This is a genomic window from Caballeronia sp. LZ016, assembly GCF_031450805.1.
In the GTDB taxonomy this organism is placed as follows: Bacteria; Pseudomonadota; Gammaproteobacteria; order Burkholderiales; family Burkholderiaceae; genus Caballeronia.
On the sequence record NZ_JARTVY010000004.1, the window covers coordinates 677,348 to 702,933 of the forward strand.

At 65.0% G+C, this 25,586-nt stretch carries 24 protein-coding genes; 12 read left to right on the plus strand and 12 right to left on the minus strand.

All coding sequences use genetic code 11. From position 1 onward, the window contains the following. The first annotated feature begins 8 nt into the window (after positions 1-8). On the plus strand, positions 9-734 hold the full coding sequence (locus tag P9220_RS23590) for an SDR family oxidoreductase (RefSeq protein ID WP_309768106.1): 726 nt from the start codon (positions 9-11) through the stop codon (positions 732-734). Positions 735-764: 30 nt separating this feature from the next. Further along, positions 765-1,565: an IclR family transcriptional regulator gene (locus P9220_RS23595; RefSeq protein ID WP_309768107.1), complete on the plus strand. Its 801-nt coding sequence runs from the start codon at positions 765-767 to the stop codon at positions 1,563-1,565. Here P9220_RS23595 and P9220_RS23600 read toward each other — a convergent pair. Then, positions 1,562-2,989, minus strand: coding sequence for an AarF/UbiB family protein (locus tag P9220_RS23600; protein ID WP_309768109.1), 1,428 nt, complete (start codon positions 2,987-2,989; stop codon positions 1,562-1,564). The two genes, P9220_RS23595 and P9220_RS23600, sit on opposite strands and share 4 nt — an antisense overlap. 272 nt (positions 2,990-3,261) lie before the next feature. Between P9220_RS23600 and P9220_RS23605 the strand changes: the two genes are divergently transcribed. Then, positions 3,262-4,173, plus strand: a complete 912-nt coding sequence (locus P9220_RS23605; protein WP_309768110.1) for a serine hydrolase — start codon at positions 3,262-3,264, stop codon at positions 4,171-4,173. A 243-nt stretch (positions 4,174-4,416) separates the two neighbouring features. After that, complete coding sequence (locus tag P9220_RS23610) at positions 4,417-4,791, plus strand: hypothetical protein (RefSeq protein ID WP_309768112.1); 375 nt, start codon at positions 4,417-4,419, stop codon at positions 4,789-4,791. A 29-nt stretch (positions 4,792-4,820) separates the two neighbouring features. Here P9220_RS23610 and P9220_RS23615 read toward each other — a convergent pair whose 3' ends face one another. Further along, the gene (locus P9220_RS23615; RefSeq protein ID WP_309768113.1) at positions 4,821-5,288 is read right to left on the minus strand and encodes a response regulator; all 468 of its coding nucleotides are present in this window, start codon (positions 5,286-5,288) and stop codon (positions 4,821-4,823) included. A 215-nt stretch (positions 5,289-5,503) separates the two neighbouring features. On the opposite strand from P9220_RS23615, the gene P9220_RS23620 reads away from it, so the two are divergent. Next, the gene (locus tag P9220_RS23620) at positions 5,504-5,743 is read left to right on the plus strand and encodes a hypothetical protein (RefSeq protein WP_309768114.1); all 240 of its coding nucleotides are present in this window, start codon (positions 5,504-5,506) and stop codon (positions 5,741-5,743) included. Between the two features lie 105 nt (positions 5,744-5,848). After that, entirely contained in the window at positions 5,849-6,340 is a 492-nt protein-coding gene (locus P9220_RS23625; RefSeq protein WP_309768116.1) for a universal stress protein, read from the plus strand. A gap of 18 nt (positions 6,341-6,358) precedes the next feature. On the opposite strand, the gene P9220_RS23630 is transcribed toward P9220_RS23625, so the two are convergent. Then, complete coding sequence (locus tag P9220_RS23630; RefSeq protein ID WP_309768118.1) at positions 6,359-7,105, minus strand: IclR family transcriptional regulator; 747 nt, start codon at positions 7,103-7,105, stop codon at positions 6,359-6,361. Positions 7,106-7,228: 123 nt separating this feature from the next. On the opposite strand from P9220_RS23630, the gene P9220_RS23635 reads away from it, so the two are divergent. Then, positions 7,229-8,410, plus strand: a complete 1,182-nt coding sequence (locus tag P9220_RS23635; protein ID WP_309768120.1) for a fumarylacetoacetate hydrolase family protein — start codon at positions 7,229-7,231, stop codon at positions 8,408-8,410. A gap of 41 nt (positions 8,411-8,451) precedes the next feature. Here P9220_RS23635 and P9220_RS23640 read toward each other — a convergent pair whose 3' ends face one another. Together P9220_RS23640 and P9220_RS23645 are read right to left on the minus strand one after the other, a co-directional pair. Then, complete coding sequence (locus tag P9220_RS23640; RefSeq protein WP_404980302.1) at positions 8,452-9,438, minus strand: substrate-binding domain-containing protein; 987 nt, start codon at positions 9,436-9,438, stop codon at positions 8,452-8,454. Positions 9,439-9,485: 47 nt separating this feature from the next. Further along, complete coding sequence (locus P9220_RS23645) at positions 9,486-9,992, minus strand: GAF domain-containing protein (protein WP_309768124.1); 507 nt, start codon at positions 9,990-9,992, stop codon at positions 9,486-9,488. A 223-nt stretch (positions 9,993-10,215) separates the two neighbouring features. Here P9220_RS23645 and P9220_RS23650 point away from each other — a divergent pair, with 223 nt between their 5' ends. The 5 genes from P9220_RS23650 (at position 10,216) to lpdA (ending at position 16,949) form a co-directional block, all read left to right on the plus strand. Further along, on the plus strand, positions 10,216-11,475 hold the full coding sequence (locus P9220_RS23650; RefSeq protein ID WP_309768125.1) for an ROK family transcriptional regulator: 1,260 nt from the start codon (positions 10,216-10,218) through the stop codon (positions 11,473-11,475). Continuing rightward, complete coding sequence (locus tag P9220_RS23655; RefSeq protein ID WP_309768126.1) at positions 11,465-13,021, plus strand: sugar ABC transporter ATP-binding protein; 1,557 nt, start codon at positions 11,465-11,467, stop codon at positions 13,019-13,021. Before P9220_RS23650 ends, P9220_RS23655 begins: the two co-directional genes overlap by 11 nt. Before the next feature lie 18 nt (positions 13,022-13,039). Next, positions 13,040-14,062 (plus strand): ABC transporter permease subunit, encoded by a 1,023-nt coding sequence (locus tag P9220_RS23660; protein ID WP_309768127.1) that lies wholly within the window; start codon positions 13,040-13,042, stop codon positions 14,060-14,062. 112 nt (positions 14,063-14,174) lie between these two features. Next, positions 14,175-15,068 (plus strand): ABC transporter substrate-binding protein, encoded by an 894-nt coding sequence (locus P9220_RS23665; RefSeq protein WP_309768257.1) that lies wholly within the window; start codon positions 14,175-14,177, stop codon positions 15,066-15,068. A 126-nt stretch (positions 15,069-15,194) separates the two neighbouring features. After that, positions 15,195-16,949 carry a dihydrolipoyl dehydrogenase gene (lpdA, locus tag P9220_RS23670; protein ID WP_309768128.1) on the plus strand — a complete coding sequence of 585 codons (1,755 nt, stop codon included), beginning with the start codon at positions 15,195-15,197 and terminating at the stop codon, positions 16,947-16,949. Positions 16,950-16,951: 2 nt separating this feature from the next. On the opposite strand, the gene P9220_RS23675 is transcribed toward lpdA, so the two are convergent. From P9220_RS23675 to P9220_RS23705, 7 genes are all read right to left on the minus strand, one after another. Beyond that, entirely contained in the window at positions 16,952-17,263 is a 312-nt protein-coding gene (locus P9220_RS23675; RefSeq protein ID WP_309768129.1) for a hypothetical protein, read from the minus strand. 116 nt (positions 17,264-17,379) lie between these two features. After that, positions 17,380-17,598 (minus strand): hypothetical protein, encoded by a 219-nt coding sequence (locus tag P9220_RS23680; RefSeq protein WP_309768130.1) that lies wholly within the window; start codon positions 17,596-17,598, stop codon positions 17,380-17,382. A 104-nt stretch (positions 17,599-17,702) separates the two neighbouring features. Next, complete coding sequence (gene phbB, locus P9220_RS23685; protein WP_309768132.1) at positions 17,703-18,446, minus strand: acetoacetyl-CoA reductase; 744 nt, start codon at positions 18,444-18,446, stop codon at positions 17,703-17,705. 117 nt (positions 18,447-18,563) lie between these two features. Continuing rightward, the gene (locus tag P9220_RS23690; protein WP_309768134.1) at positions 18,564-19,745 is read right to left on the minus strand and encodes an acetyl-CoA C-acetyltransferase; all 1,182 of its coding nucleotides are present in this window, start codon (positions 19,743-19,745) and stop codon (positions 18,564-18,566) included. 806 nt (positions 19,746-20,551) lie between these two features. Further along, positions 20,552-22,876, minus strand: coding sequence for a cytochrome P450/oxidoreductase (locus P9220_RS23695; protein ID WP_309768136.1), 2,325 nt, complete (start codon positions 22,874-22,876; stop codon positions 20,552-20,554). Between the two features lie 34 nt (positions 22,877-22,910). Next, positions 22,911-24,056, minus strand: coding sequence for a dienelactone hydrolase family protein (locus P9220_RS23700; RefSeq protein WP_309768137.1), 1,146 nt, complete (start codon positions 24,054-24,056; stop codon positions 22,911-22,913). Positions 24,057-24,080: 24 nt separating this feature from the next. Beyond that, the gene (locus P9220_RS23705) at positions 24,081-25,421 is read right to left on the minus strand and encodes an Nramp family divalent metal transporter (RefSeq protein WP_309768138.1); all 1,341 of its coding nucleotides are present in this window, start codon (positions 25,419-25,421) and stop codon (positions 24,081-24,083) included. Positions 25,422-25,586 lie beyond the last annotated feature (165 nt).

Sequence of the window (25,586 nt, forward strand, 5' to 3'; positions counted from 1 at the left end):
TTGCAAACATGACTTTTCAAGCTGACCTCTTCAAGGGCAAGACCGTCGTCGTGACCGGCGGCACGCAGGGCATCGGCGCGGGCATCGCGCAGCAGTTCGCGGCGCTCGGCGCGCGCGTGATCGCCGCCGGCATCGCGCCGACAGACGCGCAACGCGACGCGCTCGCCGGCATCGAAGTAGCCGCGCTCGATGTCGCCGATGCCGGCAGCACCGCCGATCTCTTCGCGCGCCTCGACTCGCTCGACGTGCTCGTCAACTGCGCGGGCATGATCAAGCGCGGCGACGAGCATGACATCGAGACCTTCGAGCGCGTGATCGCCGTCAATCTGAACGGCACGATGCGCATGTGCGCCGCCTCGCGTGCGCTGCTCGCGAAAAGCGGCGGCACGATCGTCAACACGGCGTCGATGCTGACGTTCTTCGGCGGCGGCCTCGTGCCTGCCTACAGCGCCAGCAAGGGCGGCGTCGCGCAATTGACGAAGTCGCTCGCCATCGCCTACGCGGCCGACGGCATCCGCGTGAACGCGGTCGCGCCCGGCTGGATCGCGACGCCCCTCACACAGGCGCTTCAGGACGATGGCGGCCGCTCCCAAGCCATCCTCGATCGCACGCCGATGAAGCGCTGGGGCCTGCCGGAAGACGTCGCGCGCGTCGTGGCCTTCCTGGCGTCGCCGGCTGCGTCGTTCATGACGGGCGCGATCGTCCCGGTCGACGGCGGCTATCTGGTCGCGTAAATTCGGACGTCGCTTCTCACATCGTCCGTTATGTCCACCGATCCCGCCTCCCTCGACGCCGCCAAGGCAACCGGCACCGCCGCATTCTCGAAGTTCATGGCGGTGCTTCAGTTGATCGCCGATGCCGCCGAGCCGCCGACCATCGCGCGCCTCGTCACGCTGAGCGGCTATCCGCGTCCGACGGTGTATCGCATCGTCGGCGCGCTGATGGCGGAAGGGCTCGTCACGGAAGGCGCGCGCGGCGGCTGCTATGCGCTCGGGCCGCGTCTGATGTCGCTCGCGAGCCGAAGCTGGGAGCGCTCGGATTTACGCATCGCCGCCGCCGACGCGCTGCAGACCTTGCGCGACGCCACGCAGGAAACCGTGCACCTCGCCGTGCGCAGCGGCGCGGAGATGGTGTACGTCGAGAAGCTCGAGAGTCCCCATGCGGTGCGCATGGCCTCACGCATCGGCACGCGCGTGACGCTCTATTCGAGTTCCGTGGGCAAGGCGTATCTGTCGACGCTTCCGCGCACCGAACGGGATGCGCTCTTGCACGGCATCCCGTTCGAACGCTTCACGCCGAATACGATCGTCGAGCGCAGCGCGCTCGACGCCGAACTCGATGCCTGCCGGGCGCGCGGTTATGCGGAAGATCGCGAGGAAAACGAAGCGCAAATCTTCTGCTACGGCAGCGCGATCGTCGGGGCGAACGGCGCGACGCTCGGTTGCGTGAGCGTCAGCATTCCGCTCTTTCGCAAAAGCGCGACGCCGATGGAAACCTATGTCACGCCGCTGCGCGACGCGTGCCGCGCGATCGCCGAGCGCATGAGCCCTGGCGCGCGCGCCTAGCCTCGCTGCGCCGCGCCCGCCCGTTTCGCGATGAGCGTCGGCAGGCGCGGCAGCATCTGCGGCCAGTGCGCCGCTTCATGCGCGAGGTGCGCGACGAGACCGTGGCAGCCGAACTGGTCCGCCGCGAGCCGCGCAATCACGCGGCGCGCAATCAGCCAGACATCCACATCCGGTGCGACGGCGTGCGCCATTCGCTCGATCGTCTCCATCGACCGCGACAGCAGCACCGCCCGCGATGCGATCCGGCCGTGCGCCGCGCTGAACATGTGCTCGGCGGGCGCGGCGCCCAGGGCGTCGAACAGATGGGAAACGTCCGTGCCCTTGCACGCTTGCGGCGACGCGAAGCGCTCCGCCTCCCGCCGATACGTCGATTCCACGCGCACTTCATGGTGCGCCGCGTGCCGATCCGGCCGGCCGTGTTCGAGGTGCGTGCGCGCCGCCGCCTTGTGGTCGCCTTCCAGCAGCGCATTCGATACGCCGACCATGAACTCGCGTTCATGCGCCGCGAAGAAAGTCATCGGGTTGTCGGCTTCGAGCACGATCTGACCGAGCGTTGCCCGCTCGATGCTCACGCGCGCGCCCGCCGCGTCCAGCCCGGCGTGATAGAAACCCTGCCCGAGCGCCATCTCGAAGAACGCTTCGATGAGCGTCGCGACGAGATCCGCCTGTTGCAGGCCGTGCGACGCCAGCGCGTGCGCATCGGCGAGCGGCACGGTTTCGATCGCGCGCGTAGTCAGTACCGCCGCGTTGCAAAAATCCCAGAGCACTTCCGGCACGGCGATGCGGTCGTCGTCGCGCAGGCGATAGCGCAAATAGCTCTGATCGGCGGCGCGCTGGCGCAGGTCGATCATCGAATGAACATTTTCGCGGAGAAGGCGCACGCAGTCCGCGGCATGCAGCTCGCGCGCCGAGGCGGAACGCCGCTCGGCGTAACGCGCGGCGGCGAGTGCGAGGTCGAGATCGTCGATGAGTTCCTGACGTGCATCGGCGCGCAGCAGCGTGATGCGCACCGGAACGCCGTCGATACGCGCGGCGTGCGTCTGCTCCGCGATGCCCGAGCGCAGCGGCACGAGCCCGATGCCGTCGATATCGGCGCGGGGCGCGGTGGCCAGCGCCAGCGCACAGGCGGCGCGGAACTGCGCCGCATCGTACGTTGCAAAAAGCCCGTTCATTTCCGTGAGCGCCACGCGCACTGCCGTCTCAGCGAGCGCGGGATGACGCGTGAGCACGCCCGACGCGACAGTCAGCACGCGCGGCAACTGCCTGAGCGCCGGCATGCCCGCGCTCAGTGGCGCGGCGCGTGCACCATGCAGCGCGAAGAAACGCGCGATCTGCTGCATCGACGCGCCGCCGTGCGTCGCATGGCTTTCGCGGACGAACGCCCTGCCAAGACGCCACAGCGTCGCGAGTCGTCGAACGGGCACGGTCGGGTTCCTGAGAGAAACTGAGTGGACGGGCGCGGCATCGCGTTTGCTTGATTATGCAGCAGGATTCGGTCCTGTCGTTGCCGGCGCGATTGCGCGGTCCACGCGTTTTGATTCGCCATCCTACGCATTCCGAATCATTGACGCCCGATTCCCCCGCGCGTTAGAGTGAAGCGGCTTCTCGCTTCTTCGGCTCACACATCACTCTCATCATGCGAAGCAACCACGAAAGCGGGTCGAGCGGTCGGCATCAGAACCATCGCCTGATTGCCTTGAAAGAAGCACTCGAAGCGGACGGCAGCGGTGTTCGTACGTTCGTCGTCCTGCGCGACGGACGGATCGCGTTCGAACATTATCGCGGCGACGCATCACCCGATACGCTCGAGAACATCAACTCGGTCACGAAGAGCGTCGTGGGCCTCGCGGTCGGCATCGCGCTCGGGGAAAGACTGCTGCCGAGCCTCGATGCGCCCATCTGCGACTTCATCGATGCAGCCCGCAATCCGTCGCTCGACGAGCGCGTCCGAAGCATCACGCTGCGGCACCTGCTGACGATGAAAGCGGGCTTCGAATGGGAACAGAGCGATATCGACGACTGCGTGCTCGGCCCGTGCGAGCGGTTCGCCGGCGACGAGGACCGGCTGACGTTCGTGCTGTCGCGGGCCATCGTTCATGCGCCCGGCGCTCAGTTCGTCTATGACTCGCATTCGGTGCAGCTGTTGTCGATCGCGGTCGAGGCCGTGGCCGGCCGGACGCTTGCGCAATACGTGCGCGAGAGACTGTTCGCGCCGCTCGGCATCGATAAGGACGAATGGATCGCCGATGAAGACGGCCACACCTTCGCCGGGCGCGGCCTGATGCTGCGCGCACGGGACATGGCGAAGCTCGGCACGTTGATGCTCGACCGCGGGAAGTGGCGCGGCGCGCAACTCGTCGATGCATCGTTCATCGACGACGCCACCTCAGTGCACAGTGAAGGCGGCCCGCCGATGCACGACGCGCGCTACGGCTACCTGTGGTGGATCGCGCCGCATTACTTCTTCGCGGCCGGATTCGGCGAGCAGTTCATCATCGTGGCGCCCGAGGAGCGCATCGTCGCCGCGGTGACGTCGGACAACGACGATGCCGCCAAACACGCGCGCGCGTTGTTCGAACAGCATGTGCTGGGTATCGGCGGAGCGTGATTCTCTTGCGCGGTTTTTCCGAAATCGCGCATCTCAAAATTAGTTATTTTTTGTCGACAGGCGATGCGAAGGATTTTCGGTACGGTATCTTTATAGTCTCGCGCAACAACGTATCAATATCGAGAACGACGGGAGCGAGGTTCCGGCCGTTCCCGACGCGCACGAGACAGCCCGCGCCACGAGACAACCATCAAAATAAAGGACGCCATGCAGCCGCCCGCCGACCACTCTATCGAACGAACGATGTACCTCCTCGGCCAGATCGGCGCGGTCATCTGTCACGAGCGCGGGCCGCGTCCCGACACGACGATCCTCACGCAAATGGCGTCGCGCCCCGCCGAAGGTTTCTGGCAAGCCGTCGCGCAGATGAACGAGCTTTGCCCGGCGATACGTGGACCGCGCCGCACGCTGCTGCAGTGGAAGCGCAAGGAGATCGCCCGCCTGAGCAGGATGCTGCCGCATCCGTTGCCAGCCGACGCCTGCTCGCGAACGCAGATGCCTTTCTGGGCCGGCTACTGCCGGTATTGGGACGACGTGCTCAAGCAGCACGTCGAGCGCGAGACCGAACAGCCCGCTGTCGCGATGGACGAAGTTCCGGCAAGGCGCGTCAACGCCTGACTGCACCGCCGGGACATACTTCGCGCGCTTCAGCACTCCCGCACGCGCTGCCGCGCTTCGTGCGTCGAGTAATACGCCCGCATCACGTGGATCATGCGGTCCAGTTGCGTCGGCTTGATGAAATAGCCGTTGAAGCCGGTGCGCTGCGCACGCGCCCGGTCGTCCGGCGACGTGCGGCCGGTATGCGCGATGAGCAGCATCGACAGGTCGAGCGCGCGGATGGCCTCGGCCGCTTCCCAGCCGTCGCCGAGCGGCATCATCAGATCGAGCAGCACCACGCCGGGGCGCCACTTGCGCGCAATCGTGACGGCATCGAGGCCGGTATGCACGGCGCGCACCGTGAAGTCGGCGTCTTCGAGCGCGAGACACAGCGCGCGCGCGGCGTCGAGATCGTCGTCCGCGACGAGGACGCGCGGCTCGTCGTGGTGAAGGGCGCGCTCGGGAATCTGCCAGACGGCTTCTTCGGGCACGTGTGCCTGTCGGTGCATGGTTTGCATGTTCTAGCCTCGGAGTGACCGTGTGCCTAAGCAACCGGTGTACCGCGCCGCACCATCCTTCTGTGAGCGTCAGGCCGCGCGCGGGTTGCCCGATGCGCACCTCGGGAATACCCGGTGCTTGTGTAGCGTTATCTGGCGGGCCGGATCGCGCAGGTTTTGCAGCATCGGCGGAATACTGGCGGGCGCCCAGCGTCGTCCCATTCGAGAGGCAAACGATGTTCGTCGTCTATTGGCTCGATGGCGATCCGGAAACGGAAGCCAACGCACGTCATCAAAAATTCGATCCGGCCGCGCTCGCCGAAGCCTTGCGCTTCGCCGAAGAACTGCGCAAGCGCCAGGCGCAGGGCGATGCGATCGGGTTCGTCACGCTGTGCAGCGAGAATCCGCAGTCGGTCGGCAAGCCGGGCGTCGCCGATCCGCCCGCCGACTACGACTGGAAGAAGCGGCGGCGTTAGGCGACGAGGTCCGCCGCTTTTCGCTCATTCACGCCTAACTCTCGCAGCGGATCATGCCTCCCATGCCGCATCGCACCGAAGCGGCGCTATGAACCGGAGGTCATCATGTACAAGCACATTCTCGTCGCGGTCGGCACGAGTCTTAGCCAGAGCGCCCTCGCCACCGCGATTGCCCGCGCCCGCGAGTGCGACGCGCGCCTGACCGCGCTGCATGTGGTCGATCGCACGCCCTGGTGGGCGGTCGTCACCGGCGACTGCAATACGCGCGATACGGCCGCCCTCATCGACGACCACGCGCGCGCCCTCACCCGTTACAGCATGCGGCAGATCGAAAGCGCGGGCATCGACGGAACCGGAGTGAGCGTGAGCTTGCCGCCGGGCGTGACCGTCGGCGAGGCCATTGCGAAGGCGGCGAATGAAGCGGGCGCGGATCTCATCGTGCTCGGCGGCGAAACGGATTCGGGCTGGGGACACGGCCGCGAGCGTCTGCGCGATGTCGTCTGCAAGCAAACGCGATGCGATGTGCTGATCGCGGCGCATCGCATGAGGGACGGGCACGCGAAAGTCACGCGCGAGACGGCGGACGCGCGGGCGTGAATACGCACCGGGGCGATGTCACAACGCGCCCCGCAACTGCGCGGCAAGCTGCACGATGCCGATCGATATCTGCTTTTCGCGCCGCGCATCGAGCCGGCCGACCGGCATGCTCGTCGATACGGCGACGCGCTTGCCCGCCGGCGTCGTGCCGACATACGCGGCGAAACACGTGAGTCCTTCCGCGACTTCCTCGCGCTCGACGGCGAGACCGCTCGCGCGTATTGCGGCGAGTTCGCGCAGCAGCGCGGCGCGCCGCGTGATGGTGCGCGGCGTCACCGCTTCGAGGCGTTCGGGCAGCCGCTCGATCACCGCGTCGTCGGACATCCCCGCGAGCAGCGCCTTGCCGAGCGCGCAGCAATGCGCGGGCAGCCGCGAGCCGAGATCGGAGACGAGCCGCACCGGCCGATGCGCGTCCTCCCGCGCGACATACACCACGTGCACGCCGTCCAGCACGGCCAGTTGCACGACCTCGTTATGCTTGTTGATGAACGCGCCGGCGCCCTCGCGAAACGCCGCCTGCAGCTTGTCGTGACGCACATACGCGTTGCCGAGCTCGAACAGGCCGACGCCGATCACATAGCCATCGTCGCGCCTCTCGATCCACTGCATGCGCGCAAGCGTTTCGAGCATCAGATACAGCGTGCTGCGCGACAGCCCCGTCTGCTCGGCGAGCGTCGCGGCGCGCACCGGCTTCGCGGCGGCGGCAAGCGTTTCCAGGATGTCGCTGGCGCGGCGCAGCGCGGGCACTTCGTAGGCTTTTTCCATGAGCGTCGTCGTCCGATGTATCGACGATACTCCAATATATTGGACAAACATGCAACCTGATGGACAGCGATGAACACGCGGGCTACGATCGATTCTCCCTTTTCGACGCACGGTGATTCACTCATGCAGCCCGTTTCCATTGCTTCCTGCTTGCCCGAAGACCTGGCCGATGCCGTGCTGATCGGCCGCGTATGGCGTCCCGCGCCGGTGGATGGCCCCGCTGTCGTTGCCGTGCGTCACGGCGAAGTCTTCGACATCACGCGTGCCGCCCCGACGACCGCCGATCTTTTCGACCGTCCCGACGCCGTCGATATCGCGCGCAATGCGCCGGGCGAATCGCTAGGACCGGTGCAGGACGTGCTGCAGGCGACGCTGGATGCGGCGCCTGGCGGGCTGCGTCTGCTTGCGCCCTGTGACGTGCAGGCGGTCAAGGCGTGCGGCGTCACGTTCGCGGTGAGCCTGCTTGAGCGCGTGATCGAGGAGCAGGCAGGCGGCGATGCGACCAAGGCGCAGGAAGTGCGCGACACGATCAACAAGCTGATTGGCGCGGATTTGTCGAAGATCGAGCCCGGTTCGGAAAGCGCGGCGAAGCTGAAGGCGGAGCTGGAGCGGCGCGGCGCGTGGTCTCAGTACATGGAAGTCGGCATCGGGCCGGATGCGGAGGTGTTTTCGAAGTCGCAGCCGATGTCGTCGGTGGGTTTCGGCGCGGATGTCGGGCTGTATCCGACGTCGCAATGGAACAATCCGGAGCCGGAAATCGTGCTGGCGGTGAATGCGCGCGGCGAGATCGTCGGCGCGACGCTTGGCAACGACGTCAACCTGCGTGATATCGAAGGCCGCAGCGCGCTGTTGCTCGGCAAGGCGAAGGACAACAACGCATCGTGCGCGATCGGCCCGTTCGTGCGCCTTTTCGACGACCGCTTCACGCTCGACACGGTGCGCGGCACGAGCGTGGCGCTGCGCATCGAGGGCGACGATGACGGCTTCGTGCTGGAGGGCGTGAGTCACATGAGCGAGATCAGCCGCGATCCCGCGGATCTCGTTGCGCAGACGCACGGTGCGCATCATCAGTATCCGGACGGCTTCATGCTGTTCCTCGGCACGATGTTCTCGCCGATCAAGGATCGCGACAGCGCGGGCGGCGGGTTCACGCATCATCTCGGCGATGTCGTGACCATCTCGACGCCGACGCTCGGCGCGCTCGTCAACACCGTGCGGCTGTCGACGGAGATCGAGCCGTGGACGTTCGGCGTGCGGGCGTTGTATCGGAGTTTGGTGGAGCGGGGGGTGTTGACGGGGGAGTAAAGCGTCGATCGGGGGAAAACGGTGCGCGCATGAAGCCGCCCTCACTTCCCCCCAAACCGAAACCCCCGCCCCTTCCCCTTCGTCACCACCTGCACCGGCGTTTCCATGAACGGCGACAAATCCCGCTGACGCCGCCGTTCGACGAGCGCCTTCACCGCCACATCCAGCCCGAACACCGCCTGCCGCGCGCCGAACTGTTCGACCGTCGCGAGCATGCGACCGTCATCGAGCATAGGCTGGACGGCGTCGATATTGTTGTAGCCCGTCACCAGCACTTGCCCCTTCTTTCCCGCGACGCGGATCGCATCGATTGCGCCCATCGCGATGTTGTCGTTCGCGCACAGCATGCCGCGCAAGCCCGGATGCGCGTACAGCATCCGCAGCGCGATCGACTTGCCGCTCTCGAACGTCCAGTCGCCGGTGTCGAGCGCCGTCACGCGCGCCTGCGCCGCCGTCATCGCTTCACGAAAGCCGATGGTCCGCTGCTGCGCATTGCGATCGTTGGACGGCCCTTCGATGATGCCGACCTCATCCCCCGCCTTCAGCTTCGAAGCCAGATACGCACCGACGAGCCGCGCGCCGCGCTGACTGTCGGGGCCGACGAAAGGAATCGTCACATGCGCGGCGTTCTGCGCGTCGTCGTCGAACGGATTGTCGATGGCGATCACGATGGTCCCCGCCCCGATCGCCTTCGCGACGACCGGCACCAGCGCCTTCGAATCGGTCGGCGCAATGACGATGGCGTTCACCTTCGCATCGACCAGCGACTCGATGATGCGCGTCTGCCCCGCGACGTCGTTGTCGGTGAGCGTGCCGTGCGTCGTCAGGTCGAGTTGCGATGCGTAGTGGCGCTGGTAGTTCTTCGCGCCGTCGATCATCGATGCGACGAAGGGATCGCCGAGCGACTTCATCACGAGCGCGACGGTGGCCTTCGTATCGGCGAGCGCGGCCGCATCGCGGATGGCCGACATCCCGCACGCGCTCAGGGCGCACGCGGCAAGCAGTCGGCGGCGGGCAGGGCTTCTCATGGAGGCAGGACGGGGGCGGCGGTCGCCTCATTGTAGACGGACGAGGCTCACGGCTCCTCGCGCTCTTCCCACGCCAGCGCGACAAACGCCGCACAGAGCGCCTCCATGCCCGCCGCGTCCTCGTCATCGAAGCGGCCGGGCAGCGGGCTGTCCACGTCCCACACGCCGATCAGCGTCCCATCGCTCCCGACGAGCGGCACGACGATCTCCGAGCGCGACGCCGAATCGCACGCGATGTGGCCGGGAAACGCATCGACGTCAGGAACGACCTGCGTCTTGCGCTCACGCGCCGCCGCGCCGCACACGCCGCGTCCGAGCGCAATACGCACACACGCCGGCTTGCCCTGAAACGGACCGACGACGAGCTCGTCGCCGTCGAACAGATAGAAGCCCGCCCAGTTGAGGTCCGGCAACGTGTGATAAACGAGCGACGCGAAGTTCGCCGCGTTCGCGACGAAGTCCGTTTCATCGCCGATCAGCGAGCGCGCCTGCCGCAACAGGTCGTCGTATTGCGCGGACCTGGTCGCATGAGCGGTCTGCGAAAGCGTGTACATGGCGGCCTCCCGAAGTGTCGACGAAGATAGCACAGCACACATTGCAAGCCGCCTGCAAGCCTCGACGCCTACTGTATTTCGGCGGCAAGCCCGCGCCGTCGACGCGGGACGCTTCGGGAATTCCCTCGTTTACATCGCGTGCCGATCGTTTTTAAATAAATCAACTTGATTTAATTAATGGCCGCGCTGACTCACAGCGACGGTCAGTCACCGGAGACACCGCGTGAAATCCCCGAGCGGCAGAGGCAGCAACTCCGCAACCGTGCGCCGGTACAACGAGCGTCTGCTGCTGCAGACCTTGCGGCGCACCGAGCCGGCCTCGAAAGCCGAACTCGCGCGTCATGCGAATTTGACGAGCACGGCGGTCGGCGGCATCGTCGATTCGCTGGCGCAAGCCGGCCTCATCGAATACACCGGACGGCGGCTCGACGGCCAGCGCGGCCAGCCCGCTTCGATGTTGCGGCTCGATCCGCGCGGCGCGTTCGGCATCGGCGTGCGGCTGGATCGCACGAGCATCGAGACGGTGCTCGTCAACTTCGCGGGCGATGTCCTGGCGCGCAGCGCGCTCGATACCGTGTTGCCGCATCCGTCCGACGTGCTCGGCATCGTTCAGCGCGATATCGAGAGCATGCTCGGACTGCTGAGCGCGGCGGAGCGCGAACGGCTGACGGGCGTCGGCGTCGCGCAGCCCTATAACCTCGGCGCGTGGCTGCGCGAACTGGGCGTCAGCGCCGATACGGTCAGCGCCGACACCTTCCGCGCCTGGGACGAAACCGACTTTCCGGCCGCGCTGTCGCGCGCGATCGGCCTGCCGGTCTTCGGCGAAAACGACGGCAACGCCGCCGCGACCGCCGAACTCTTCTACGGCCACGGACGCCGCTGCGACGACTTCGTGTATCTCTTCCTCGGCTCCGCGATCGGCGGCGGCATCGCGATCGACGGCGACTGCCTGCGCGGCGCGACCGGCAACGCGGGCGATATCGGCGTCATTCCCGTGCCGCCGAGCCGCCTGCCCTCCGCGCCGCAGCCGCCGCGCCAGTGGGACATTCTGCTGTCGCGCGCCTCGCTCAATGCGCTCGCGCGGCATCTGCGCCATTGCGGCGCTGCGGTGGACAACCGCATCGACTTGCAGGCGTGCATCGAGCGGCGTCTGCCCGCCGTCGACGAATGGATCGACGACTGCATCGAAGCGCTCGCACCGGCGCTGCGCACGACGCTCTGCGTGCTCGACGTGCCGATGGTCGTGCTCGACGCCGATATCGACGGCGGCCTGCTCGACCGCATCATCGGACGTCTCCTCGCGACGATGACCGCCAACGCGCCCGAAGCGCGCGGCACGCCGGCCATCGTGCGCGGCAGTTTCGGCCCGGACGCGGGTGCGATCGGCGCAGCCACGCTGCCCATGTTCTTCAACTTCTCGCCGCGCGTGGGGCTGCATCGCGGCGCGGGCGTCAAACCGCAGGAGGTCAACCATGCCGCATGAATCCCCCGGATCGCCGCCATCCGGCACGCCGCTGCTCGAAATGCGCGGCATCAGCAAGACGTTCCCCGGCGTGCGCGCACTGAACGACGTGCGCCTGTCCGTCTATCCCGGCGAAGTGCATTCGCTGATGGGCGAAAACGGCGCGGGCAAGTCCACGCTGATGAAGATTCTGTCGGGCGCGTATCAGGCCGACGCCGGCGGGCAGATTCTGATTGACGGTCAGACGGTGACCATCGACGGCCCGCTCGCCGCCCGCTCGCTCGGCGTCGCCGTCATCTATCAGGAACTGAGCCTCGCGCCGAATCTGTCGGTGGCGGAAAACATCTACGCCGGGCGCGAACTGCGGCGCGGGCGGCTCGTCGATCGCGCAGGCATGGAGCGTGGCTGCACCGATGTGCTCAAGCGTCTGGGCGCGGCCTTTCGGCCGCATACGCTCGTCGGCGATCTGTCGATAGCCGAGCGGCAACTCGTCGAAATCGCGCGCGCCGTGCATGCGAACGCACGCATCCTCGTGATGGACGAACCGACGACGCCGCTCTCATCGCGTGAAACCGATCGCCTGTTCGAGCTCGTGCGGCAGCTGCGCGCGGAAGGCATCGCGATCATCTATATCAGTCACCGGATGGCCGAGATCTACGAGCTGTCGGACCGCGTCTCGGTGCTGCGCGACGGCGCCTACGTCGGCACGCTGATGCGCGACGAGCTGTCCGCCGAAAGCCTCGTGCGCATGATGGTCGGCCGCGACATCTCCGGCTTCTACAAGAAAGAACACGCGCCGTACGACCCTGGCAACGTCGTGCTGTCCGTGCGCGATATCGCCGATGACAACCGCGTGCGCGGCTGCAGTCTCGATCTGCACGCGGGCGAAGTGCTCGGCATCGCGGGACTGGTCGGCGCGGGCCGCACGGAACTCGCGCGCCTGATCTTCGGCGCGGAGGAGCGCACGCGCGGCGACGTATCGATGCACGGCAAGCCGCTGAAGCTGCGCACGCCGCGCGACGCCATCGACGCGGGCCTCGTCTATCTCACCGAAGACCGCAAGGGCCAGGGCCTGTTCCTCGACATGAGCGTGCGCGACAACATCAACATCACGATTGCCGGACGCGACGCGAAGGCCGGCGTGATGGACATCGCGCGGGGCAACACGCGTGCGAAGGATGCGATCGCCGCGCTGACGATCCGCGTGCCGAACATGCGCGTGAACGTGGGCGCGCTGTCGGGCGGCAACCAGCAGAAGGTGCTGCTTTCGCGCCTGCTCGAGACGAAGCCCGAAGTGCTGATCCTCGACGAGCCGACGCGTGGCGTCGATATCGGCGCGAAGTCGGAGATTTATCGAATCATCAACGATCTCGCGCGGTCGGGCGTCGGCGTGATCGTGATATCGAGCGAGCTGCCCGAAGTGATCGGAGTGGCGGATCGCGTGCTCGTGATGCGCGAAGGCGAGATTGCGGGCGAGCTGGGCGGCCATTCGGGCAAGCCGATCTCGCAGGAAGGAATCATCGAACTGGCGACCGGCTCGCGGGCCGCGCTCGACCAGGCGGCGTAGGACACATCGGAGACAGACATGAGCAACATGACCAAGCAGCACGACAAGGTCGCCGCGCCGGGCGTGGCGGAGCGGCAGACACGCATCGAGCATCGCGAACGCATGCAGGTGCTGATGCGTACCGCCGGCATGCTGCCGGTGCTGATCTTGCTGTGCATCGGCTTCGGCGTCGTCACCGACGGCTTCTTCAGCCTGCAGAACATGTCGATCGTCACGCAGCAGGCGTCGATCAACATCGTGCTCGCGGCGGGCATGACCTTCGTGATTCTGACGGGCGGCATCGATCTGTCGGTGGGCTCGGTGTTGTCGGCCGCGGCGGTGACGGCGCTGCTCGCATCGAACCTGCAGGGCATGGGATGGCTCGGCATACCGGCGGCACTCGCGGTCGGGCTCGGCTTCGGCGTCATCAACGGCGCGCTGATCGCGCTTCTCAAGCTGCCGCCGTTCATCGTGACGCTCGGCTCGCTGACGGCCGTGCGCGGCATCGCGCGGCTGATCGGTCACGACACGACGATCTTCAATCCGCAACTGCCGTTCGCGTTCATCGGCAACGAAACGGTACTGGGCGTGCCGTGGCTCGTCATCATCGCGCTTGCGGTGGTCGTCATCTCGTGGTTCATTCTGCGGCGCACCGTGCTCGGCCTGCGCATTTACTCGGTCGGCGGCAATCCGGAAGCGGCGCGCCTGTCGGGCATCAAGGTGTGGGGCATCCAGATGTTCGTCTACGCCATCTCCGGCCTGCTCGCCGGACTCGGCGCGGTGATGTCGGCGGCGCGGCTTTATGCGGCCAACGGCCTGCAGCTCGGCCAGTCGTATGAACTCGATGCAATCGCCGCGGTCATTCTTGGCGGCACGAGCTTCGTCGGCGGCGTCGGGTCCATCGTCGGGACGCTGGTGGGCGCGCTCATCATCGCGGTGCTGTCGAACGGGCTCGTGCTGCTGGGCGTATCGGATATATGGCAGTACATCATCAAGGGGCTCGTGATCATCGGCGCGGTGGCGCTCGACCGTTACCGTCAGCGCGGATCGGCGCGGACCTGACATATCCTTGGCAAGTCGAAGCATTCCAATACCAACGAAGCAACCGGAGACAACAAGCATGTGCAAGCACAACAAGCTGTTCGCGAGCGTCGCACTCGCGCTCGGATTCACGATGACGCTCACCGCCCACGCCGCCGACAAGCCGCTGAAAGCCATCGGCATCACGGTCGGCTCCCTCGGCAACCCGTACTTCGTGACCATTTCGAAGGGCGCGGAAGCGAAGGCCAAGACGATCAATCCGAACGTCCGCGTGACGGCCGTATCGTCCGATTACGACATGAACAAGCAGTTCACGCAGATCGACAACTTCATCTCCGCGCACGTCGACATGATCCTCATCAACGCCGTCGATCCGAAGGCGATCGAGCCGGCCATCAGGAAGGCGAAGGCGGCGGGCATCGTCGTGGTCGCGGTCGATGTCGCGGCGGCGGGCGCGGACGCCACCGTGCAGACCAACAACGTGCAGGCGGGCGAACTCGCGTGCGACTTCCTCGCGAAGAAGCTCAACGGCAAGGGCAACGTGGTGATCGAAAACGGGCCGCAGGTGTCGGCGGTGATCGACCGCGTGAACGGCTGCAAGGCCGTGCTCGCGAAGAATCCCGGCATCAAGGTGCTGTCCGACGATCAGGATGCGAAAGGCTCGCGCGAAGGCGGCATGAACGCGATGCAGGGCTATCTCACGCGCTTCCCCAAACTGGATGGCCTCTTCGCGATCAACGATCCTCAAGCGATCGGCAGCGATCTCGCGGCCAAGCAGCTGCAGCGCAAGAACATCGTGATCACGTCGGTGGACGGCGCGCCCGATATCGAGACCGCGCTGAAGTCCGATACGCTGGTTCAGGCATCCGCGAGCCAGGACCCGTGGTCGATGGCGCAACAGGCGGTGAGCGTGGGCTACGGGCTGATGAACGGCCAGAAGCCGAGCAGCACGATGATCCTGATGCCGTCGACGCTCGTCACGCGCGAGAACGTCGGCAATTACAAGGGCTGGTCGTCGCCGCACTGACCGGCTGTTCACCGCTGCGTGCGCGGCGGGCGTGGCGTTCGCACGCCCGCCGCGCACACGGCGTATCCTGTGGCTTCTCGCCGTCCCCTTAGTCGATTGCGCAGTATCGCTCACAGGAGAAACTGAATGGCCAGGGTCGAAGTCAAGGTTCCGCAGCTTTCCGAATCGGTCACGGAAGCAACGATGCTGCCGTGGAAAAAGAAGGCGGGCGATCCCGTGACGCAAGACGAGATCCTCGTCGAGCTCGAAACCGACAAGGTCGTGCTCGAAGTGCCCGCGCCATCGTCGGGCGTGCTCGCGGAAGTGCTGAAGCAGCAAGGCGATATCGTTCACGCCGACGAACTGCTCGCGGCCATCGACACTGAAGGAAAGGCTCCCGCTGCGCCCGAGAAGCCGGCCGCGCCTGAAAAGCCCGCACAGAAGCAGGCGCCCTCGCCCGAACCCGAGGCCGGCAAGGCCGACTTCGATGTCATCGTGATCGGCGCCGGCCCCGGTGGATACATCGCCGCGATCCGCGCGGCGCAACTCGGCATGTCCGTCGCGTGCGTCGAAGAGTGGATCAACCCCGCCGGCAAGCCGAAGCTCGGCGGCACGTGTCTCAATGTGGGCTGTATTCCGTCGAAGGCGCTGCTCGCATCATCCGAGCAATTCGAGAACGCACGTCTGCATCTGGGCGATCACGGCGTCAACGTCGACAACGTGACGCTCGATCTCGGCAAGATGATCGGCCGCAAGGAAGCGATCGTCGAGAAGATAACGGGCGGCGTCGAGTTTCTCTTTCGCAAGAACAAGATCACGTGGCTCAAGGGCCACGGCAAACTCGCGGGCAAGGATGGCGGCAACTTCCGCATCGAAGTGAGCGGCGGCGATACGACCGGAAGCCATACCGCGAAACACGTCATTATCGCGACGGGTTCGAAAGCGCGGCATCTGCCCAATGTGCCGGTGGACAACCGCATCGTCTCGGATAACGAAGGCGCGCTCGCATTCGACTCCGCGCCGAAGAAGCTGGCGGTCATCGGCGCGGGCGTGATCGGACTCGAACTCGGCTCGGTGTGGCGAAGGCTCGGCGCGGAGGTGACGATCCTCGAAGCGCTGCCCGACTTTCTCGGCACCACCGATACGTCGCTGCAAAAGGAAGCCGCCAAGCTCTTCAAGAAGCAGGGCTTGAACATTCATCTGGGCGTGAAGATCGGGAAGGTCGAGTCATCGGATGCGGGCGTGACCGTTTCCTACACCGACAAGGACGGCGCTTCGCAAACGCTCGAAGCAGACCGGCTGATCGTGTCGATCGGCCGCGTGCCGAACACCGACAATCTCGGCCTCGATTCGATCGGCCTGTCGGCGGACGAGCGCGGCTTCATTCCGGTCGATGGCCATTGCGCGACGAAAGTCCCGAACGTCTACGCGATCGGCGATGTCGTGCGCGGCCCGATGCTCGCGCACAAGGCCGAAGACGAGGGCGTGCTGGTGGCGGAAATCATCGACGGGCAGAAGCCGCACATCGACTACAACTGCATTCCGTGGGTGATCTACACGCACCCGGAAATCGCCTGGGTCGGGCAGACGGAGCAGGCTCTGAAAGCCGAAGGGCGCGAGTTCAGAAGCGGCCAGTTCCCGATGATGGCCAACGGCCGGGCGCTCGGCATCGGCGAGACGGACGGCTTCATCAAGGTGATCGCCGATGCGAAGACCGACGAGATTCTCGGCGTCCACATCATTTCGGCGAATGCGTCGGATCTGATTGCGGAAGCGGTCGTCGCGATGGAGTTCAAGGCTGCGTCGGAGGACATCGGCATCATTTCGCATCCGCATCCGTCGTTGTCGGAAGTGATGCGCGAGGCGGCGCTCGCGGTGGGGAAGCGGGCGTTGAATATCTGAACTCAGCCGCTCGCCGACGGCGATACGCACGTGAAGTTGACCGTCGACGTTTGCTCTTGCAGCGAACGCACGCCGCTCGTGGATCCGGAGCGCAAGAGCATCTGCTGCTGGCGTTGCCGGCAGTAGTCGCTGGCAGCGTCCATCGCGCGGTTGCGCGCGGTGACCCACGACATGCGCGTGCCGGTCGCCTTCCCGGTGACGCTGTACACATCGGGTTGCGGGCCGGCGGTGATGTCGCTCGCCGTGCCGCATGCAGCGAGCGTGAGCAGCAGCAGCGATGCCGCGACGGTGCGGCGTGAGAAGAGGTGAGTCATACGTTCGTGAAGCGACAATTCGAAAGGGCTGCATGGTACAGCCGTCTTCGAGTTTCTTCACGAATCGCCGGGAGGGCGGCCGGCGTGCATGGTGCGCGCCGGCCGCTTTCGTTCGCTCAGGATGTCTCGATGCGATCCAGCAGCCGCTGCAATCGCGCATGCTGACACGGCATGAGCCCCGGCGTCGATAACGCCTGTTCGACGCGAACGCGCCAGTAGGTTTTGGAGAACAGCGAATTCGCACCATCGAAGTTGAGCACCTGTTCGAGATGCGCGATGGCCGAGTCGAGTTGGTTCACGTTGTAGGGACGTGCGCCCGTGCAGGAATCGTCCATGAAAGCGATGCCGGAACGCGCCGTTGCGCGCGCAGCCGGCGATATTCGTTTGAAGAAAAGGCGATGGCCGCGCGAAGCCATCGCTTCGCGCGGCCATCGATGCATCAGTGCATGTGCTGCCCGCCGTTGATCGCGATGTTCGAGCCGGTCACGAAGCCCGCGTCATCCGAACACAGGAACGCGACGAGCGCGGCGACCTCTTCCGGCTTGCCGAGCCGGCCTGCGGGAATCTGCGGAAGAATCTTCGAATCGAGGATCTCTTGCGGGATGGCCGTCACCATCTTGGTTGCGAGATAGCCCGGCGAGATCGTGTTCACGGTCACGCCCTTGCGCGCCACTTCGAGCGCGAGCGACTTCGTGAAGCCGTGCATGCCGGCCTTCGCAGCCGCATAGTTCGTCTGGCCGATCTGCCCTTTCGACCCGTTCACCGACGAGATATTGATGATGCGGCCCCAGCCGCGCGCGACCATCTCTTCGCACACCGGCTTCGTCATGTTGAACACGGAGTCGAGATTCGTGCGCAACACGGCATCCCAGTTCACCTTCGTCATCTTCTTGAACGTGGTGTCCTGCGTGATGCCCGCGTTGTTGACGAGGATGTCGATCGGTCCGACTTCGCGCTGAATCTTGGCGATGCAGTGCTGGCTGGCCTCGTAGTCGGCGACATCGACCGGATACGCGCGGAAGTTGCGGCCCTGACGATCCATCTGCGCGAGCCATTCCGACACGATCGTGTTGCCCGGCGAATGCGTGACGACGACGGCGAAACCCGCGTCGTTCAGCTTGATGCTGATTGCTTCGCCCAGACCGCCCATGCCACCGGTTACCACTGCGATTCGCTTAGTCATGCTAATAGTCCTCTCAGGTACTTGACACTCGAATTGATCCCGGCGTGCATCGATTATTTTTTATGCTGCGACGCCGGGAGAATGGCGACTCATGCCGCCCTTGCCTTACGCCCCGTATCAGGGACGCTCGACCGCCAGCGCGACGCCCATGCCGCCGCCGATGCACAGCGACGCCAGGCCCTTCTTCGCATCGCGCTTCTGCATCTCGTGCAGCAGCGTGACCAGAATGCGGCAGCCCGATGCGCCGATCGGATGACCGATCGCAATCGCCCCGCCGTTCACGTTGATCTTCGACTGATCCCAGCCCATCTGCTTGTGCACCGCCAGCGCCTGCGCCGCAAACGCCTCGTTGATCTCCATCAGGTCCAGATCGTTCACGCCCCAGCCGGCGCGCTCCAGACAGCGCTTCGAGGCCGGCACCGGACCCATGCCCATCACCTTCGGATCGACGCCCGCGTTCGCATACGCCTTGATGCGCGCCAGCGGCGTGAGGCCCAGCGCCTCGGCCTTCTTCGCCGACATCACCACCACCGCCGCCGCGCCATCGTTGATGCCCGATGCGTTCGCCGCCGTCACCGTGCCTTCTTTCGAGAACGCCGGCTTCAGGCCCGAAAGCGCTTCGGCGGTGACGCCGTGACGCACGAACTCGTCCGTGTTGAACTGCAGCGGGTCGCCCTTGCGCTGCGGAATCGAGATCGGCACGATTTCATCGTTGAAACGGCCCGCCTTCTGCGCAGCCTCCGCCTTGTTCTGCGACAGCGCCGCGAACTGATCCTGCGCTTCGCGCGTGATGCCGTACTCGCGCGCGACGTTCTCCGCCGTCGTGCCCATGTGGTAGTTGTTGTACACGTCCCAGAGGCCATCGACGATCATCGAGTCGATCAGCTTCGCATCGCCCATGCGAAACCCGTCGCGCGAGCCCGGCAACACGTGCGGCGCGGCGCTCATGTTCTCCTGGCCGCCCGCCACGACGATTTCCGCATCGCCCGCGATGATCGCGTTGGCCGCAAGCATCACCGCCTTCAGGCCCGAGCCGCACACCTTGTTGATCGTCATGCCGGGAACCATGTCCGGCAGACCGGCCTTGATCACCGACTGACGCGCCGGGTTCTGGCCCGAACCCGCCGTCAACACCTGCCCCATGATGACTTCGCTCACCTGCTCCGGCTTCACGCCCGCGCGCTCCAGCACCGCGCGAATCACCGTTGCACCGAGATCCGGCGCCGCGATCTTCGCGAGCGAACCGCCGAACTTGCCAACCGCCGTACGCGCGGCCGATACGATCACTACGTCAGACATGTTTGATCCTCGTCGAACAACCAAGAAAATCCCGAAGCCTCGTCCGGCCAATGCTGACAGCCGGAACGGTGCGCCCCAAGAATGGAGTCCCGCACTAGGCGGGGCGTGAGAGGGCGCACGGCTGGAGCAGGCCGGAGTTGCCTGCTCGGACGGCGCCGCGCCTTTTTTCAAAGCGCGCTATTGGGATCGGCGGGAACAGCCAGCCGATTCGGATAATCAGCGATCCTGCAATGCCGTTATCCGCGGATTTGAAGCGAACTACGTGGTCCATTTATATGGGCCTATAATAAAAACTCTCAGGTCAGTCACTAGCCCTTCTTGAGCCATGCCAATTGCGAATAGCGTCTATGCATAATCGCAGCGGATGCGCTTCATCCGTTCGATCAGCATGGCTCTGAAGAAGTTATTGGCTGCGAAGGCTTGTGCGTCGCACCAACTGAAAGCCATTCTAAACGTAAACCATCGACAAAAATTTGCATATTTCTAGGTAATAACCCTATATGCGGTACAAATTGCCGGCGCATTGATGCGATAAACCTTGCCGATGATCGAACGTGCGTTCAATAAGCTTGGCAAAACGCAGTGAAAATTGCGCGGCTGATATGAAGAATACGTGCGTTGTGCGAATAGAGGCAAGCGGAAACATCTGCGTTCTATTCCGGCAATAGCGCTCCCGCCTCAATACACGCTTAGCGCTTCCCAAAGCGCGAAAATCTTTAAACAGGGTTTAATGCGTGCTTATGACGCAGGGATGAATCGGTTCCATAGTCGTTTCATCCCCGCGAAGCCAATAACGCCGCGGCGCGTTAAAGCGCTAATACCAGTCTGGAACCTTTGGCGCGAGAACAACACGACATCATTCGCTGATTCGTTTGACGCTCGGCTTTCGTTAGAACGAGATCGCGATGATCGATCTCTCCGTCGATCACGCGAACCTCGCACGATCCGCACAGCCCTTCCTCGCAATCGCTCTGGACGTCGACGTTGGCGCGACGAAGAGTCGCAAGCAGAGTTTCGCCGGCGGGGACGGTGACAGTGAATCCCGAATCCTTCAGTTCGACTTCGAACGCGTGTTCGTGCGCGGGGTCGAGCGTGCCCGCCTTCGCTTCGAAGTGCTCGATCTTCAGGGCATCGTCGGGCCAGGCCGCGCTCGCGGCGATGAGCGCGTCCAGCATCCGCGCGGGGCCGCATGCATAAACGAGCGTGTCATCGTCGACGTGCAAGGCGGTGAAATCGTTGCGCGCGCCCTCTTCCGATACGAATGTGCGCAGACGGTCGCCATGAAGGGCACGCATCTCGTCGAGGAGCGCCATCGCGGCGCGCGAGCGTCCGCTGTAATGGACTTCATAATCGATGCCCAGCTCCTTCGCGCGGCGCGCCATCGCGCTGATCGGCGTGATGCCGATTCCGCCCGCGATCAGCACCAGCTTGCGTGCGGTTTCATCGAGCCGGAAGTGATTGCGCGGCCCGCGTATGCGCCAGTGCGCGCCGGGCTTCACGTTGTCATGGACCCAAGCCGAGCCGCCGCGGCTCGCCGTTTCACGCAGCACGGCGATCTCGAAAGCGCGGGCGTCGGCGGGATCGCCGCAGAGCGAATATTGACGCGACAATCCGCTGTCGCCGCAGAGCACGTCGATATGCGAGCCGGGCGTCCAGCGCGGCAACGGCCGGCCATCCGCGGCAACCAGCCGCACGCGCACGATGCGATCCGCGCACGCCGACACCGATTCCACGATCACCGCGCGGCTCACCGCATGCGACGACGGCTCGCCGATGCGAACCACCGCGCGCGGTTCCCGCACCGTCCGGTCGGTGCGCTCCGGATTCATCGCCGGGTCCCACTCGACGTAAAGATGCTCCGGACCCCGAAACGATGTGTTCGGCACGTACGTAAAGCGCTGATCCGCAAGCCGCATGTGCGGCAGGCGGCGCGTGAGCTCGTCGAGGAAAACCTGCATCTCCATGCGCGCGAGATTCTTCCCCATGCACTGATGCGCGCCGTAGCCGAAAGTCAGTTGATCGCTGGCGTTTTCGCGGCGGATGTCGAAGAGGTCCGCGTCCACGAATCGATGCTGATCGTGATTCGCCGATGACGTCACGATCAGCAGCTTCGCGCCCGCCGGAATGTCGATGCCGCCGATCGTCACGTCCTTCGTCGCGAGCCGCCGCCACGCCGCCACCGATCCGTTGTGCCGCAGGCATTCTTCGACCGCGTTCGGAATCAACGCCGGGTCGTCGCAGATATCGCGCCACGCGTCGGGATGCTGAAGCAGCAGCTTGATTGCATTCGCCGACGCGTTCGCCGTCGTTTCGTGCGCGGCGACGATGCCGGCCATCATCATCGAATGAAGGTACGAGTCGGTCACGACATCGGGCAGTTCCTTCTGCTTGCGGATGCCGTACTGCATCCAGCCGTCGCCGGAAGGGTCTTCGCGCATCTTGTCGAGCACCTTGCCCGCGTACTGCCAGAACTTGCCGACGGCATGCGCCACCTGCACCTGCTCTTCGGGTTTCGGGCGGCCCCATGTGTTCACCGTATGCGCGATCGAATATTCACGCAACGTGTCCATGTCCTCTTCAGGCACGCCCAGAAAATGCAGCGCCACCGTCAGCGGCACTTCCCACAGCATCTGGTCGACGAGGTCCGCGCGGCCATCGTCGATGAAGCGATCGACGTATTCGCGCGTGAGCGCGCGAACCATCGGCTCGTGATGCGCGAGCGCCTCGGGCGCGAACGGGTCCATCAGCGCGCGGCGGCGCGGCATGTGCGCGGGCTCGTCCTCGTTGACGAGCGTGCGATTCAGCGCAAATCCATACGACGCCAGCACCGCGTTCGCCTCCGGACCGGTCGGCGTGATCTTCTCGAGCGCGATCGACGGACTGAACGTGATGTTGTCGCGAAAGATAGCCTTGATGTCGTCGTAACGCGTGACGACCCAGTAGCCGAGCTTCGGACTGTAGAACACCGGCTCCTCCTCGCGCGCCCAGCGCACGTATTCGGGCGGGTCTTGCTGATAGCCGTCGCTGAACGGGTCGAAGCCGGCGGCGCGCGCGCTCACCGGGCAGCCGTTCGGCGCCGCGGTTTCGGTCGGCGCGCTCGCGTGGAAGGGGCACTGGGCCGCGTCGGTCATTCCATGTCTCCTCTTATATGTATAGATGGGTGCGTCAGATCGGCTTTTCTTCGCTCGACGCCCAGTTCGGCATCAATTCGTTGCTGGGCAAAGTCTCGTCGATGAGCTTGCGCGCCGTTTGCCGCCCCGCAACCGGCAGCCCGGCTGGATCGAGCACGCCGATCTGCACCAGCACCGACGCCTGATCCCAATAGATATGCTCGTTGTAGAGCTTGTCGCCCCGAAAGCGGACGACGGCGAGCATCGGCACTTCGAAGTAGCGGCCCGTCGGCGCGAGTCCCGGCAGCAGCCAGTCGATCTCGCGATCGTGCGTCGCGCAGAAGACGAATTCGTCGACGATACGATCCGCGCCGATCGTTCGCGACACCGGAATCAGCTTCGTGTCGCTCGGGTTCGAGTCGACGAAGTGATATTTGTAGAAGCGCTTGAGCTGGTCGTGGCCGACGCCGCCGGTCATCGTCGGCACGTGATTGACGTACGGCTCGGCGACCATCGTCGGCATCACGGAATCGACGTCGCGCGTGGCGAACTCGAAGTAGCAATGCTGCTCCCACAGGTGGTTAAGGTCGAAGACAGGGCCGAGCACTTTGCGCAGCAACGCGAGCGTGCGCGAGTAGGCCATCAGCGCGGCGGGCTTGTCGTGCTGCGGGTTCTCCGGCACGGCGAAGCCCGCGCGGCAGCCCGGATAAACGTGGCGCTCGATGTTCGGCTTCTTCGCGAAGCCTTCGCTCTGCTGCGCGTCGGCGAAGTGGATAACCATCGGGCAGCGAATCGTCGGGAGATCGGCGAGGCAGCCGTCGACGTCGTCGGGATAATAGGCGGCGGCGCAATCGATGTCCGTGTTGGCCGCGACATGCACCGCGAAGCGCCCGCCCGCGCCGAAGCCGACCACGCCGATTTTGCCGGCCTGCTCAGGCAACGCGCGCAGCGCATCGGCGATGGCGGCGAAGTTTTCAATCGAACCAGCGCCTGGCCTCGGCGCGCGGCCGGCGAGATCGGGCGCAAGCACGACATAGCCTTCTTCCGCGAAGTGGTCGGCCGTCGACCGAACGAACGCGTCCAAGCCGGACGCATCATGCAAAAGCAGCAGGCCCGGCCCCGAGCCTTGGGCGGGGCGCGCCACGTAGGCGCGAACCACACCGCCTTCGCGGGGCACGATGTCGATGAAATTGCCGGTCATTGCGCGCGTCTCCGTTATCGTGGATCAGGAGAGCAGCGTATCGGCAAGCAGCTTCACGTTCAATACGACGATCACAGCCGCCACGAGCCATGCGAGTGCGGCGATCCATCGGTTGATCGTGAAAACGCCCATCTTGCGGCGGTCCGACACGAAGCGCACCAGCGGGATGACGGCGAAGGGCAGTTGCATCGACAGGATGACCTGACTCAGGACCAGCAGTTGGCCGGTGCCCTTCTCGCCGTAGATCGCCGTGACGATGACGACCGGAACGATCGCGATGCCTCGCGTGATGAGCCGGCGCGCCCAGCTCGGCAAGCGCAGTCGCAGAAAGCCTTCCATGACGATTTGCCCGGCGAGCGTAGCGGTAACGGTGGAATTCAGGCCCGACGCGAGCAGCGCGACGGCGAAGAGCGTCGACGCAATGCCGAGGCCGAGCAAGGGCGAGAGCAAATTGAACGCATCGCCGATCTCGGCCACTTCGTTGTGGCCGCTCGCATGGAACACGGCTGCGGCCACGATCAAAATCGCCGCGTTGATGAATAGCGCGAGCGTCAGGGCGATGGTGCTGTCGATCGTCGCCCAGCGGATCGCATCGCGCCGCGCCTCGACCGACTGTCCATAGGCACGCGTCTGGACAACCGACGAGTGCAGATACAGGTTGTGCGGCATGACCGTCGCGCCGAGAATGCCGATCGCGACATAGAGCATCTCCCGGTTCATGACGATCTGCGGCGATGGCACGAAGCCGCGCAGCACCTGCGCGATCGGCGGCGACGCCGCGATGATCTGCAGCGTGAAGCACACCGCGATGACGATCAGTAGGGAAATGACGAACGCCTCCAACAGGCGAAAGCCTTTGTTGACCAGAAGCAGAAGAAGAAACGCGTCGAGCGCGGTCAGCAACGCGCCGGCGATCAGCGGAATACCAAAGAGCAGTTGCAGGGCGATGGCGGTGCCGATTACTTCGGCCAGATCGCACGCGACGATGGCCGCCTCGCATGCCATCCACAGAGCGAAGTTGACTGGCTTCGAGTAGTGATCGCGGCACGCCTGCGCGAGGTCTCGCCCGGTCGCGACGCCGAGCCTCACGGCCAGCGCCTGAAGAAGAATCGCCATTAGATTCGACAAGAGGATGACGGCGAGCAGCGTATAGCCGAATCTGGATCCGCCGGCGATGTCGGTCGCCCAGTTGCCCGGGTCCATGTAGCCGACCGAGATCATGTAGCCCGGACCGGCGAACGCGAGAAAGCGGCGGAGCCATCCGACGCCGACGGGCACCTTCACCGACGCGTACACCTCCGGCAGACTCGGGCGAAATTCGTCGTTGCCCGGCTCTTTGTACGCGGGGCGTCGGGGGTCGCGCATCGGCACGTGCCTCCTTAAGAGTGCTCCTATGAGTTGATCGAATATGCTCCGGACGAGACGAACATTCAAGCAGGCGATTCGGCTACAGAGTCGCATCGTCAACGCTGATAATCCGTCTTATCAGACATAGCGATTTGCCTTGTCATTTGGACCGGTACTTGATAA

What these genes read in the sequence shown, in the direction of transcription:
- P9220_RS23590 (WP_309768106.1), top strand. Translation starts at nt 9, where the DNA reads ATGACTTTTCAAGCTGACCTCTTCAAGGGCAAGACCGTCGTCGTGACC.
- P9220_RS23595 (WP_309768107.1), top strand. Translation starts at nt 765, where the DNA reads ATGTCCACCGATCCCGCCTCCCTCGACGCCGCCAAGGCAACCGGCACC.
- P9220_RS23610 (WP_309768112.1), top strand. Translation starts at nt 4,417, where the DNA reads ATGTACCTCCTCGGCCAGATCGGCGCGGTCATCTGTCACGAGCGCGGG.
- P9220_RS23615 (WP_309768113.1), bottom strand. Translation starts at nt 5,288, where the DNA reads ATGCAAACCATGCACCGACAGGCACACGTGCCCGAAGAAGCCGTCTGG.
- P9220_RS23620 (WP_309768114.1), top strand. Translation starts at nt 5,504, where the DNA reads ATGTTCGTCGTCTATTGGCTCGATGGCGATCCGGAAACGGAAGCCAAC.
- P9220_RS23625 (WP_309768116.1), top strand. Translation starts at nt 5,849, where the DNA reads ATGTACAAGCACATTCTCGTCGCGGTCGGCACGAGTCTTAGCCAGAGC.
- P9220_RS23630 (WP_309768118.1), bottom strand. Translation starts at nt 7,105, where the DNA reads ATGGAAAAAGCCTACGAAGTGCCCGCGCTGCGCCGCGCCAGCGACATC.
- P9220_RS23635 (WP_309768120.1), top strand. Translation starts at nt 7,229, where the DNA reads ATGCAGCCCGTTTCCATTGCTTCCTGCTTGCCCGAAGACCTGGCCGAT.
- P9220_RS23640 (WP_404980302.1), bottom strand. Translation starts at nt 9,438, where the DNA reads ATGAGAAGCCCTGCCCGCCGCCGACTGCTTGCCGCGTGCGCCCTGAGC.
- P9220_RS23645 (WP_309768124.1), bottom strand. Translation starts at nt 9,992, where the DNA reads ATGTACACGCTTTCGCAGACCGCTCATGCGACCAGGTCCGCGCAATAC.
- P9220_RS23655 (WP_309768126.1), top strand. Translation starts at nt 11,465, where the DNA reads ATGCCGCATGAATCCCCCGGATCGCCGCCATCCGGCACGCCGCTGCTC.
- P9220_RS23660 (WP_309768127.1), top strand. Translation starts at nt 13,040, where the DNA reads ATGAGCAACATGACCAAGCAGCACGACAAGGTCGCCGCGCCGGGCGTG.
- P9220_RS23665 (WP_309768257.1), top strand. Translation starts at nt 14,175, where the DNA reads ATGACGCTCACCGCCCACGCCGCCGACAAGCCGCTGAAAGCCATCGGC.
- lpdA (WP_309768128.1), top strand. Translation starts at nt 15,195, where the DNA reads ATGGCCAGGGTCGAAGTCAAGGTTCCGCAGCTTTCCGAATCGGTCACG.
- P9220_RS23675 (WP_309768129.1), bottom strand. Translation starts at nt 17,263, where the DNA reads ATGACTCACCTCTTCTCACGCCGCACCGTCGCGGCATCGCTGCTGCTG.
- P9220_RS23680 (WP_309768130.1), bottom strand. Translation starts at nt 17,598, where the DNA reads ATGGACGATTCCTGCACGGGCGCACGTCCCTACAACGTGAACCAACTC.
- phbB (WP_309768132.1), bottom strand. Translation starts at nt 18,446, where the DNA reads ATGACTAAGCGAATCGCAGTGGTAACCGGTGGCATGGGCGGTCTGGGC.
- P9220_RS23690 (WP_309768134.1), bottom strand. Translation starts at nt 19,745, where the DNA reads ATGTCTGACGTAGTGATCGTATCGGCCGCGCGTACGGCGGTTGGCAAG.
- P9220_RS23695 (WP_309768136.1), bottom strand. Translation starts at nt 22,876, where the DNA reads ATGACCGACGCGGCCCAGTGCCCCTTCCACGCGAGCGCGCCGACCGAA.
- P9220_RS23700 (WP_309768137.1), bottom strand. Translation starts at nt 24,056, where the DNA reads ATGACCGGCAATTTCATCGACATCGTGCCCCGCGAAGGCGGTGTGGTT.
- P9220_RS23705 (WP_309768138.1), bottom strand. Translation starts at nt 25,421, where the DNA reads ATGCGCGACCCCCGACGCCCCGCGTACAAAGAGCCGGGCAACGACGAA.